Source organism: Calothrix sp. FACHB-168, from assembly GCF_963889195.1.
GTDB lineage: Bacteria > Cyanobacteriota > Cyanobacteriia > Cyanobacteriales > Nostocaceae > Aulosira > Aulosira anomala_A.
Genome location: NZ_CAWPNJ010000032.1, coordinates 23,597 through 36,139, shown reverse-complemented (window position 1 = coordinate 36,139; position 12,543 = coordinate 23,597). Strand labels below are relative to the sequence as shown.

The 12,543-nt window shown below is 41.1% G+C and carries 12 protein-coding genes and 1 pseudogene; 5 read left to right on the top strand and 8 right to left on the bottom strand.

Going from position 1 to position 12,543, the window contains the following annotated elements:
* Positions 1-164: 164 nt before the first annotated feature.
* The 3 genes and pseudogenes from AACW45_RS20065 to AACW45_RS20055 all read right to left on the bottom strand — a co-directional run bounded on the left by AACW45_RS20065 (position 165) and on the right by AACW45_RS20055 (position 2,983).
* Positions 165-1,823 carry an alpha-amylase family glycosyl hydrolase gene (locus AACW45_RS20065; protein WP_190634185.1) on the bottom strand — a complete coding sequence of 553 codons (1,659 nt, stop codon included), beginning with the start codon at positions 1,821-1,823 and terminating at the stop codon, positions 165-167.
* 369 nt (positions 1,824-2,192) lie between these two features.
* Positions 2,193-2,504: pseudogene (locus AACW45_RS38440) on the bottom strand (zinc ribbon domain-containing protein); the annotation flags it as partial.
* Positions 2,505-2,599: 95 nt separating this feature from the next.
* Complete coding sequence (locus AACW45_RS20055) at positions 2,600-2,983, bottom strand: DUF1823 family protein (protein ID WP_190634183.1); 384 nt, start codon at positions 2,981-2,983, stop codon at positions 2,600-2,602.
* Positions 2,984-2,997: 14 nt separating this feature from the next.
* Between AACW45_RS20055 and AACW45_RS20050 the strand changes: the two genes are divergently transcribed.
* The 5 genes from AACW45_RS20050 (at position 2,998) to AACW45_RS20030 (ending at position 6,309) form a co-directional block, all read left to right on the top strand.
* Complete coding sequence (locus tag AACW45_RS20050; RefSeq protein WP_206758482.1) at positions 2,998-3,150, top strand: hypothetical protein; 153 nt, start codon at positions 2,998-3,000, stop codon at positions 3,148-3,150.
* 68 nt (positions 3,151-3,218) lie between these two features.
* Complete coding sequence (locus tag AACW45_RS20045; protein WP_190634178.1) at positions 3,219-3,515, top strand: acylphosphatase; 297 nt, start codon at positions 3,219-3,221, stop codon at positions 3,513-3,515.
* A gap of 332 nt (positions 3,516-3,847) precedes the next feature.
* Positions 3,848-4,465 (top strand): hypothetical protein, encoded by a 618-nt coding sequence (locus AACW45_RS20040; RefSeq protein WP_242045722.1) that lies wholly within the window; start codon positions 3,848-3,850, stop codon positions 4,463-4,465.
* Positions 4,466-4,754: 289 nt separating this feature from the next.
* Positions 4,755-6,041 carry a histidinol dehydrogenase gene (gene hisD, locus AACW45_RS20035; protein WP_190634177.1) on the top strand — a complete coding sequence of 429 codons (1,287 nt, stop codon included), beginning with the start codon at positions 4,755-4,757 and terminating at the stop codon, positions 6,039-6,041.
* Between the two features lie 115 nt (positions 6,042-6,156).
* A complete protein-coding gene (locus AACW45_RS20030; protein WP_190634175.1) occupies positions 6,157-6,309 on the top strand; it encodes a hypothetical protein in 153 nt (50 codons plus the stop codon).
* Positions 6,310-6,421: 112 nt separating this feature from the next.
* On the opposite strand, the gene fba is transcribed toward AACW45_RS20030, so the two are convergent.
* From fba to AACW45_RS20005, 5 genes are all read right to left on the bottom strand, one after another.
* Entirely contained in the window at positions 6,422-7,501 is a 1,080-nt protein-coding gene (fba, locus tag AACW45_RS20025) for a class II fructose-bisphosphate aldolase (protein ID WP_190634173.1), read from the bottom strand.
* A 282-nt stretch (positions 7,502-7,783) separates the two neighbouring features.
* The gene (locus AACW45_RS20020) at positions 7,784-8,077 is read right to left on the bottom strand and encodes a Uma2 family endonuclease (protein ID WP_313933791.1); all 294 of its coding nucleotides are present in this window, start codon (positions 8,075-8,077) and stop codon (positions 7,784-7,786) included.
* A gap of 77 nt (positions 8,078-8,154) precedes the next feature.
* Positions 8,155-8,319 carry a hypothetical protein gene (locus AACW45_RS20015; RefSeq protein ID WP_190634170.1) on the bottom strand — a complete coding sequence of 55 codons (165 nt, stop codon included), beginning with the start codon at positions 8,317-8,319 and terminating at the stop codon, positions 8,155-8,157.
* A 46-nt stretch (positions 8,320-8,365) separates the two neighbouring features.
* Complete coding sequence (locus AACW45_RS20010) at positions 8,366-8,494, bottom strand: hypothetical protein (protein WP_277880416.1); 129 nt, start codon at positions 8,492-8,494, stop codon at positions 8,366-8,368.
* A 24-nt stretch (positions 8,495-8,518) separates the two neighbouring features.
* Positions 8,519-12,031: a leucine-rich repeat domain-containing protein gene (locus tag AACW45_RS20005; protein ID WP_190634169.1), complete on the bottom strand. Its 3,513-nt coding sequence runs from the start codon at positions 12,029-12,031 to the stop codon at positions 8,519-8,521.
* Positions 12,032-12,543: the final 512 nt, after the last annotated feature.

The following is a 12,543-nucleotide window of genomic DNA, read 5'->3' as shown; positions in this document are numbered from 1 at the left end:
ATTTTATATATTTATATATAGTTTGTAACGTTCTACAGAAAGTTGTATTTTATTAGACCAAGAAAAGAGTTTTTATTACTTGCAAAATTCTTCTAAATTAAAAGGGGGCAATATTTCCCCCTTTTTTTACTGCCTAAACTATTCGTAAGTACAAGTGTAATTAATTACTGCAACACAAATACTTTAGCTTCATAAGGCCCGATATCAGTGATGATGCCATCATCCCCAGCTTCTACATCATAATCTGCTGTCCACTCGTGCCATGTACCACCACAAGGAAAGTTAGGTACATGATATCCAGCTAGGAAGTTTTCGGAAAAATTGGCTACTACGACAACGCGAGAACCTTCATCATTCCAACGGCTATAAGCAAGTACTTTTGCTTCGGCATTTTCATGAATAAAGTCTATATTCTCGGTGTAAAGTGCATGGCTATTTTTACGCAAGTGAATTAAGCCTTTATAGTATGCAAGTAAGCTAGAATTGAGGTCATTAGCTAGTATTGTCCAATCAATTTTCGCTGATTCTTGTTGTTTTGGTTTGTATTCACCAAATTCTTCAGCCATCCAAACCAAAGGTACACCAACTGCGGTAAAGAGAATTGCTGCTCCTAATTTAGCTCGTCTAAAAGCTTCTTCATCGAAAATTTCCCGCTTACCTAATTCTGCCATGAGGCGATCGTGGTCGTGGTTGGTGAGATAATTAACCACATTGGTAGCACCCATAAAGCCTTGACGTTTAGCATCAATTACGTCTTTAAGGCTTTCTAAATCAAAAGTGTCGCCACAAATATGTACTGTAACTGTATGACGGAAACTATCATGCCAGCAACCATCCATAGGGCCGTCTACATTGGTAATACTGGTAGTTTCGGGAATGTGTTCAGCAATATTATAAAAAGGTTTTGCACCAGCAGTGTTCTTTGCTTCTTGCACAATCCAGTGCATAAAATCATAGTTAGCAATTTGGCGTGCTGCATCATAACGAATACCATCTACATGATATTCTTCAATCCAAAAACGAATAGTATCGCCAATAAATTTTCTGGCGGGATAGGTTTCTAAATTTTCGTCATAATGTTCGTAGTTAAACTCAGGCCCCCAGCTATTATCAGGATCGCGAGGTGCATGGTGATACCAATAATCGTGATCGATTTGGGTTAAGGGTGCGCTAGCTTCTGAATGATTATAAATACCATCCATGATGATGCGAATGCCTCTAGCATGACATTCATCAATGAGATTTTTTAATTCTGCTGTAGAACCATAACTAGATTCTGTGGCAAAAAAGTGACGCGGATTGTATCCCCAGCTATAATCTCCTGGATATTCTTTAACTGGCATTAATTCGATGGCGTTAATTCCTAATTCACACAAATAATCTAATTTTTCAATAACATGTTTATACTTTCCGCGTGCATAAGGATCGTCTTCTCCACCAGAAAAATCTGCAACATGCAATTCATAAATTACTAATTCATGATCTGCAGGTAAATGTTTATCATCATGGTGCCAAACATAGGTATCAACTATTCTTTCCCCATCTTTGATGCGAACTACACCATTATCTTTACCGCTTAATTCATCAATGTCAGTTGCATAAGGATCTGTGACATCTACCCATTGTTCTGCCTCAAAAAACCATGAGTTTGTTTGGACGCGGAATTTATATTGATAAGCACCGTCTTCTAAATCTACGGTTGTGCGGAAATAACCATCATCTCCTTTTTGCATGGGTATTTCTTGCCAATCAGAAAAAGACCCAATTAATACTGCACCTTTGTTGTAGGGAGCAAATAAATTAAATTCAATTGGCTTCGACATATAATTATTTGGAGTAGCAAATCTTGTTAAGGTTATTCTCTTATTCACAGATGAAATTCGCCAATAGACCTGTGGAGATAATTAACTGATGAGTTCCTCTATCTAGGGGTATAAGTTTTAAATTTCTTATATATTATGTTTTAATTAACAGCAAATTATCAATTGGTGAGGTACAGATAATTATTTCGCTAAAATAATTTAGCCTTTCTATATGTGTACTTTGTGAATTAACAAAGTGTTGTGTGCTTGAGGAACGAAACCCAACAAGCCACCGGAAATGTTGGGTTTCACTTCGTTCAACTCAACCTACTAGTGTGACTTAATTGACGCTCCCCGCGTTCCGCTACGCTTCATACGGGGATTCTTGCTTCAGTGAGCAACCTTGCCTAGATTTGTTGCCAAGTCTGGGTAGAGGGTCATCTCTCCACAAGCGTTAAAAGTTTCGGTGCGCCCCACCGTACTTATGTCTAAGTTAGTTTGTTTCAGTGCCTTGTTCAAAATGTTAATGCTGGCATTCAAATCCCGGTCTAAAACACACCCACACTTACAGACATGAGTGCGAACAGATAGAGATTTCTTCACAGTTTCACCACATGATGAACAATTTTGGCTGGTAAATTTTGGGTCAACAGGTACAACAACTCGACCATATATTTTCCCAAAGTATTCTAGCCATTGGGTGAAAAGCGACCATGAAACATCACTAAAAGAAACGGTATCATATTGAGATTTTAGGGTGTGTAAGAGCGCACCCTAAATAATAGACTGGATTATTCTTAAACTGGTTCGAGGTTGCTGCTGGGTGGATTCATGTAACTATATAACCAATTGGCAGCAGTTGCTCTGCGAGTTTGTCTTGGGCCGAATTCACCAATTTTATACCCTTTGAAACCCAATTTTTCTTTGAGTATTTGTTTGTTTTCTTTGGGAATGGAACGAGTTAATTTGACTATTGCAGGACGACTATCAATAAAATCTGGTGGTTGTGGGTATTCGTCTCGCCATTCTGGTGCGACTTGGCTATTGTCCCATTCTTGTGTTGATGAGTTGTAGCGATAACCTAAGTGATACCATAACAATTGGTTGACTGTTGCATCATCAATGGTTTCGTTGAGAATTGCCCAAATAGTTTCTGTAGTGAGTGGTGGCAAATTAGACATAAGTACGTGAAAAGTTGAAATTGACAGGTTGGGTAATTGGTAATTGCAACTTTGGGATGTCTTTGCTGGTTGACAGTCTCCAGTCTCGATTGTGGACAAGCATCCTCAAGAGCGATCGCAATTTCAGTGACCAACAATTTATCACTATTACTCAACCAAATAGCTAAATCTAGGGATGATTTAATCCCTGTCGCAAAACCCGCTAAACTGGAAATCGTCAACCATATACCAGTCAATGCCGAATTCTACACCAATACCAAAGCTAATTCGCGCCCATGTTTGGATTTCTGGACGAGTCCAGGGGGTTGGTTATCGCTACGCTACAGTAGACACAGCTAGTCAGTTGGGATTAACTGGCTGGGTGCGCAACCTCCCTGATAATCGCGTGGAAGCAGTTTTTGAAGGTGCGCGTGAAGTAGTAGAAGATATGGTGCGCTGGTGTCATAACGGCCCGCCGGCGGCTGTGGTACAAAATGTAGTGGTGGAGTACGAAGAACCGGAGGGTTTGCGAGGTTTTGACGTTAGGCGTTGAGACGAAATTTTTAGATAAATTTGGTTTTCAGGATGAATATCAGCTTTTAAAGCATAAAATACAGGTTTAAGAATTTATTCACGAATAAACTGAGATTTTTTATATAGCAAAATTATCTACTTTATTAACTAAGTAAAGTTTAGTTGAGACTCTGCGATCGCATCGGCATGGATAAAAATTGTAGCTATATTTGTAATATACCTATCTGCTAATTAAGTTGAGTAGCATAAAGGATAAATACTCATGATTCATTTGCGGATAATTTTTATAGCTAAGTTTTAGATTCAGTTATGTTAATGCACTCCAAGGATAACAATCACAGAATTTGGAGTTTGACTAGACTGGCAATATTAGGATTAGGTCTAGTATCTCTGAATTTAGCGACAATAGGCATTATTCATTCCCAACCAGTGATTGCACAGTCAAGGGATAGATTAGCTAAAACATCTGGAGAAATACCAGTAGTTAAATCAGCAGCTTTGGGTGCAAATATGGATGTACCTTGGTCAAAGCTGGTGAAAATTGAAGACCCTTTTGAAGGTAATTATTTGGGTATTTTTGACCGCAATTATTTCTGGAGTAATTTTGTTAATAATAATGCCAGAGTAGAAGTAATTAGCCTGTGGAGTCGCAATTCTATTCGCGTGCTTTTAGCTTATAGCTCTCGCAATTGTGCTTATCGTTCATACTATCATACTTTGCTAGCTGCACCTGAATGTTTAATTTCTCATAACACCCTCAAGATTGATAACCTGTATATCAAAATTGGTGAACAGGTTTTTCGATTAGCAGGAAACAACGGGACATTTAAAGTTAGTGATGAGTTAGCAAATGCTTTGAAAAATTCACCAGCGAAAAATGTCACTATTAGACTTTTATCAGAAAGTGGGGAAGCTGTTGATAGCCAAATCGGTAAACGAACTGTAGAAGGTTGGAAATCAGTTTACTAACAGGAATGACGCGGTAATTATTAAAAACTTTAATTGATTGAACCGCCTTCTCTGCGAGAGGCTTCCGCCAACGCGAAGCGTCTCGCAGAGAAGGACGCCAAGAATTTGTAGAGTGTGCGTATGTCTTAACTAAAAGTAGATAATTTCTCAAGAGAAAGTTACACTGAGATGTGTGAACCGACAAAATAATACCCACAAAATTCAGCGTTTTTCAACATAACTTTAGGGTAAAATGTTATAGATCGTACTCCGATTTATTATTGACCTTAGCGCATTTAAGATACTGTCCATGCAGCTACTTCAAACAACCGACAAAGATTTTTCTACCCAATTCAAAGCACTTGTAAACGATCGCCGGGAAGCAACTGTTGATGTTAGCGGGACAGTAAGAGAGATTCTGGCTGATGTCAAAGCTCGTGGTGATGCGGCAGTTGGTGATTATACCAGCCGCTTTGACAATTATAATGCTCAGTCTTTGCGTTTAAGCGATCGCTTTATTGCCGATCTAGCTGCCCAATGTCCGGCGGATGTGACAGCAGCTTTAGAACTAGCCGCCCAAAGAATCGCGGCGTTTCATGAAAAACAACTACCCCAAGATATCGGCTATACCGATACAGTCGGCGTGAAATTGGGCTTAAATTGGGTAGCGCTGTCGAAAGTGGGGATTTATGTACCGGGGGGACGCGCTAGTTATCCGAGTTCGGTATTAATGAACGCCTTACCAGCCAAAATAGCTGGCGTTGAACGAATTGTGATGACAGTACCCATGCCTCGCGGTGAGATTAATCCCGCAGTGTTGGCAGCTGCTAAAATTGCTGGTGTCACAGAAATATATGGTATTGGTGGCGCACAAGCGATCGCAGCTTTAGCTTATGGTACAGAAACTATAGCTCCCGTGGATAAAATAGTCGGCCCTGGTAACGCCTATGTTGCCGAAGCTAAACGCCAAGTATTTGGTACGGTAGGAATTGATAGTATAGCCGGGCCATCAGAAATTCTCGTAGTTGCCGATCATCAAAATAATCCCGAATGGATTGCTTGGGATTTGCTATCACAAGCCGAACACGATCCCAGCGCCCAATCTATTTTAATTACTGACTCAGCCGAATTTGCCGAAAAAGCGATCGCATCTGTTGAGCAAGTTTTAAATAACCTAGCAACCAAAGCAGTAGCTAGCGCCAGTTGGGAAAAGCATGGGGCGGTAATAATTGTCAACGATTTAGCCGAAAGTATTCCCCTCATCAACCAGCTAGCACCAGAACACATAGAATTGTGTATTGATAACCCCCAATTACTCGCCAACCAAATTAAATGCGCTGGTAGCCTATTTTTAGGACGCTACACACCAGAAGCCATTGGCGATTATTTAGGCGGGCCAAATCACGTATTACCTACCTCTCGTTCCGCGCGTTTTGCTTCTGGCTTAAGCGTCTACGACTTTTTAAAGCGCATCACCTATCTAGAATGCAACCAACAAGCATTACAAAAAATCGGTCAAGCAGCAGTCACCCTAGCCACAGCCGAAGGACTACCCGCACACGGCGGTAGCGTAGCCATACGATTAGCAGCAGAATAGAGAAGGGAAGGGAGACAAAAGGCAGAGGAGAGGAAGCAGAGGAAGCAGAGGAAGCAAGGGTGCGGAGGAGGAAAAGTATAGAAATACTCTCCCTGTGCCCAATGCCCAATGCCCAATGCCCAATAACAAAAAACCAGGTAACTCAACCGCTACCTGGTTTTTTAAAATCACAATTTCCAGACTGATTGGAGCAAGCACTGCTATGCTCCTCAGGGACTTACAAAAAATAAATTACCCATATTCCGTAGTGCGAGCAGCGTTCGACTGAGCGCTCACGCCGAAGTCTTGCTCGCTGTTGTTCTAAAGCGAGCGAGACGCTCGCACTACAAATTGATTAGGTATTTAAAAAATTGGATGTCCCTAATTATTGTCTAACCAAATTAAACTGCAGCAGCAGACTTGGTAACAACTTTGAGTTCGCCTTTAGCGTACTTAGCAGCAAAATCTTCCAAAGAAACTTGCTTAATCTTGCTAGCGTTACCAGCAGTACCAAATTGTACATAGCGTTCTGCACAAACCTTCTGCATGTAAGTGATAGAAGGCTTGAGGAAGTGACGGGGGTCAAATTCCTTAGGATTCTTGGTTAAAGCTTCACGTACCGCAGCAGTAATAGCCAAACGGTTGTCGGTGTCAATATTTACCTTACGTACACCGCTCTTGATACCTTTTTGAATTTCTTCTACAGGTACGCCGTAGGTTTCAGGAATTGCACCGCCGTACTCGTTAATTAAAGCAATCAAATCTTCAGGTACAGAAGAAGAACCGTGCATTACCAAGTGGGTGTTGGGTAAGCGGCGGTGAATTTCTTCAATGCGGCTGATTGCCAAAATTTCGCCAGTAGGCTTACGGGTAAACTTATAAGCACCGTGGCTGGTACCGATAGCAACAGCCAAAGCATCTACTTGGGTTTGTTCTACAAAGCTAACAGCTTCGTCGGGGTCGGTCAGCAATTGAGAGTGGTCGAGAGTACCTTCAAAACCATGACCATCTTCAGCTTCACCCGCACCAGTTTCTAGAGAACCTAAGCAACCGAGTTCGCCTTCAACGCTGACGCCCAAAGAATGAGCTACATTCACAACTTCGCTGGTAACACGAACGTTGTACTCGAAGCTTGCTGGAGTCTTAGCATCAGCTTCCAAGGAACCGTCCATCATGACGCTGGTGAAGTTGTTCTTAATTGCTGAGTAGCAGGTAGAAGGAGCATTACCGTGATCTTGGTGCATCACGATGGGAATATGAGGATAGGTTTCTACCGCCGCTAAAATCAAGTGACGGAGGAAGTTTTCCCCTGCATAGTTACGAGCGCCACGAGAAGCTTGTAAAATTACGGGGCTATCTGTCTCAGCAGCAGCCTTCAGGATTGCCTGAATTTGTTCCAAGTTGTTAACGTTGAAAGCTGGGATGCCGTAACCGTTTTCAGCCGCGTGATCCAACAACAGCCGTAAGGGTACAAGCGCCATAGATAGTCCTCCTAATGTGGTTGTCAGCTAGTCGGTGTGAGAGAAGCGTAATTATTTACCATTAATGTAATTGTTACGCTAATCTTAAGAGTTTTTTCAACATATAGGAAATTATAACTAGTGAATGGTGTTTATGTTGAAAAAGTTTACGCTACAACTCATAAATGTGCCTTAAATTCACAATAACGTACTGTACAGTCTGCTACGCCACAGCTTAGGGCTTTGGTAGTCCTGTATCCTAGATGGTTGACTTCAACAATGTCATCAAGTCCTGAAAATCAATCAAGCCGATAATTGCTTGACAAATGCTGCATATTCAGCAGATTGCAAACCTACTTGTAAAGTCGTCAACACAGCCTGCATATTCCCGGCTAAAAGTTCTGATGCAGCTAGCCACAAACCAGGAAAAACGCGACTGCGCATAACTCCAGCATCATCAGCTAGTAATTCCAAGTATTCACCTTGTTCTAAATAGAACCAACTTAATTTTTTTTCTAAAACTTGCCAAACAATATATTCTTTGACACCATTGCGGCGATAAGCTTGTTTTTTACCATGAAGGTAAATAGACCACACTGTAGGGGCACGGCATCGACAATCTTTTGGTTCATACAATAATTTTACTGGTGCCGTGCCCCTACGACAGATGTGGTTCAAATAGGTGAAAATTGCTGTATACACCAGTTAGGCAAACTCACGTTAAATAAAGCTTTAAGAGAAATTATTGCTGCCGATACGGGCATATTACCCCAGGCTATTACAGCGATATTTAAAGTAATTGCGCGATCGCTTTCTAGCACTTTGATTAAAATACCCATAGTGTGGGCACTGCCCACGCCCTAGCCGATGCTAAAAATATTACCTTTACAACCCACTCAAAATAATTCCATCCTTAGCCCGCATATAAAGCACTGGTGTTGCAAAATCAGGTTTATTTAAGCCGACTATCGCGTTGCGGGTGGTTTGCTTGGTGGGATGTAAGATAGTTAACAAATTTAATTAATCAGATAGCAAAGATTACAAACCAAATAGACTGGCAATCATCGGTATCAGTGTTTTACTTGTTTCAGCTAGAGTGGCTATAGCAGGTAAGTTAGAAAATACACCTTTTAAAGCCATGATTGCTGTTTTTGCAGCCTTTTTGATTGTTCCTTCTTGAGGATTTTGACCTGCTTGTGCTAAAGCTTCTACCTGTTCTAATGCAGTAGCTTTATCATCATCACTTAACTCAGGTTCAGACTCAATTGCTGTTTTGAGTTGCTCTAATAGTTCTTTTATTCCCGGTTTATCAGGTTCAGGAGAAGCTGGTAACTGGTTGATAGTATTGGCAACTGTACCACTGATATCCCCTAAGTTAAATGCACCAGCACCACTAGCGTTTACAGTTCCGCCTGTGATTTCAATCTTGCGACTTTGGTCAGTCATGGTTTTACTCTCCAATGTTGATGTTGCTTGATTATTAAAAGTTAAATTTAATGATACTAAATTTAATGATTCCTTTCTCTTTGCATCCAGTTCACTTTGCAATTGTGTAGTTTGGGGGTTGAGTTTCCGATTTGCTTCCTGAGATGGCAAATAAACATCGTCAATCAGCCTGCGAACATCGACCATTTGACGACTTTTCCTACATTGAATCTGGTAATCACAAGCTTCTAAGAACTCACGTAGTTCTTTCAAAGGATAACTATAGGGAGTTTGGTTTCCCTCACATTTTTTGCAATTGCAGGGAACAAGGGTGTCATACTGCAAAGGATCAAAAGATTGATGGATTTTATCTAGTTCGTGGGTAACAACAGCTAGCAATTCTTTCTTACGGTTTCCTGTGACACGAACTTTAATTTCCCGTTGATTATAGTTTTCAATAACTTCTGCACGAGTTTGGTCTTTGTTGAGAACAACGCCGCTTCTCCAAACGAGTTTTTGTTGTTCAATCCAAGGGTGTGTTTCAACAATGAAGCGAGTGATAATACCCTTGGGCATGAACGTGTATTCGTAGCGTAAAATTAGGTTATTAGTTTCGTCCCAACTATATGCAGGTTGCTCAATATCGAGTAATTGCGGTGCAATATAGTTGTTGGAACTATTAGGAATTCGGTAGCAAAGTTTGAACCGTATCATCAGTTGCAGCAGTTCATCTCGCATCTGGGCATATTGCCCATCATTCCAGATATCTTTGAGATTATCCTGGGTGAAACGTCCTAAATTTTGCTTGACGCTTTTATTGTCTAACACTTTGTAGACAGCAGTAGTTCCCCATTCTGGTTTGAGGATGACCCAGTATTTAAGTGTAGAATCGTCCTGAAAGTGGAGGCAAACGCCGAGGTCGTGCAGATAGCGACTCAGCCGCAGCATATCTTGACGGTCACTTAAATTATTAACTCGGCAAAGGTTTTCGTATTCGTAATAGCTAATGTAGTTACGGGAGTAATTTTCTAAAGCAGAACGAACTCTCACCCAGAGTTTTGGCAGAGGTGTACCAACGTGAGGAAGTCTACTAATGTAGGCTTGAATAGCTTGTTTAATCTCTGGTAAACCACGATTAGTAGCTAGGTTAGTTGCTAGAGCTTCTTTTAAATTGGTGAATTCTCCCCGCAACTGAGAGTAATTAACTTCACATTGACGGTCTTGTTTTTCGTTTTTAATAATCAGAACTGGGCTATTCTTACTTAATAGTTCAACAACTTTAAGCCACCAGTAAAAGTCAGTGTTTTCTTTGCGAGTATCAGCAACTAAGGCATAAAGAGAACGTTCAGTGAGAAAAAACTGATGGGTTTGGTGGTAGATTTCTTGACCGCCAAAGTCCCAGATGTTAACGCGAAAATCTTTACCATTTGCTTGGGGGAAGTCCCAACGAATCACCTCAATACCTTCGGTTGATTCTTCATCCGGCTCAAGTTCGTAAGTTTCATTTTGAATTTTATTAGCTAAAGAAGTTTTACCTGCTCCTCCTTCGCCAACAATTAAGAATTTTGCTTCGTAAAGGGGTTCAGTTTCCTTGGGATCTTGCACTCGAAAATAGAAATCGAGGATTTCATTCACATCACCTAGTTCTTGCCAAGACTCCTTCGACTCTAAAATTTCAGGTGGAATGGGCAGTGGATTTCTACGAAGATCCAGATTGTTCAGATTTGATAATTGCCTAATTTTCGCTGGCAGACTGCTGAGTTGATTACTGTTGAGGTAGAGCGATTGCAAGTTGACCAGTTGTCCTATTTCCTCTGACAGACTGTTGAGTTGATTTCTGTCCAGATCGAGTGTTTGCAAGTTGATTAGTTGTCCTATTTCCACTGGCAGACTGCTGAGTTGATTACTGTCCAGATCGAGCGTTTGCAAGTTGATTAGTTGTCCTATTTCCACTGGCAGACTGCTGAGTTGATTACTGTCCAGATCGAGCGATTGCAAGTTTACCAGTTGTCCTATTTCCACTGGCAGACTGTTGAGTTGATTACTGTCCAGATCGAGCGATTGCAAGTTGATTAGTTGTCCTATTTCCGCTGGCAGACTGCTGAGTTGATTTTTGTCTAGGTAGAGCGATTGCAAGTTGACCAGTTGTCCTATTTCCGCTGGCAGACTGCTGAGTTGATTACTGTTGAGGTAGAGCGATTGCAAGTTGACTAGTTGTCCTATTTCCGTTGGCAGACTGTTGAGTTGATTGCTTCTGAGGTCGAGCGTTTGCAAGTTTACTAGTTGGACAATTTCTGCTGGCAGACTGCTGAGTTGATTACTCTCCAGGTCGAGCGTTTGCAAGTTTACTAGTTGGACAATTTCTGCTGGCAGGCTGCTGAGTTGATTGCTTCTGAGGTCGAGCGTTTGCAAGTTTACTAGTTGTCCTATTTCCGCTGGCAGACTGCTGAGTTGATTTTTGTCTAGGTAGAGCAATTGCAAGTTTACTAGTTGGACAATTTCTGCTGGCAGACTGCTGAGTTGATTACTGCCCAGGTCGAGCGATTGCAAGTTTACCAGTTGGACAATTTCCGGTGGCAGACTGCTGAGTTGATTTCTGTCCAGGTCGAGCAATTGCAAGTTTACTAGTTGGACAATTTCCGGTGGCAGACTGCTGAGGTGATTTCTGTAGAGGTTGAGCGTTTGCAAGTTGATCAGTTGTCCTATTTCCTCTGGCAGACTGATTAAGCGATTAATGTTGAGGTTGAGCGATTGCAAGTTAACCAGTTGTCCTATTTCCGCTGGCAGACTGCTGAGTTGATTACTGTAGAGGTTGAGCGATCGCAAATTGACCAGTTGTCCAATTTTTGCTGGCAGACTGGTTAAGCGATTACCCAAAATCTGAAGTTCTTCTAATTGATTGAGCAATCCAATTTCTACAGGTAAAGCGCCAAGGTTGTTCCCGATAATATCGGCGATATCACCATCTTCGTCATATAAGTATTTGCCGAGAATTAGCTTTTTTAGTTGAGTCAGCTTGCCAATCTCAGGTGGTAAAGCCGTCAACTCGTTTCCAGAGAGGTCAAGTTCTGTTACACCCTCTATTGCTGCTTGTTCAATTACTTGTAGCAGTTCTTTCTCGGTCATGAGCAAAATTGCTGAACTATTAGCCAAATACTAGCAAAATATTCTAAATTACAGCAATTTATCTGTAAATAATGGCACAGGCTTGTTATTCAGTATAAGCTGAAACGAGAAATCCCTTCAGTGTTGCCTCTCAAAACGACTTTGATGACGATCAAAACGACTTTGACGACGATCAAAACGACTTTGATAACGATCAAAACGACTTTGACGACGATCAAAACGACTTTGATAACGATCAAAACGACTTTGATAACGATCAAAACGACTTTGATAACGATCAAAACGACTTTGACGACGATCAAAACGACTTTGATGACGATCAAAACGACTTTGACGACGCTCAAAACGACTTTGACGACGATTTTTTCAAAAATTTCCGTATAAACCAGGAAAAATAATCAGATTAATGCTAATTTGCGGTTAATTTTTCCGAATTATTTCTCATAGAGATTCATTGTTGCCTTGGCTAGAGTATACGCAGTCATCCTCTGATTTACTCCAGGAGCGCATCT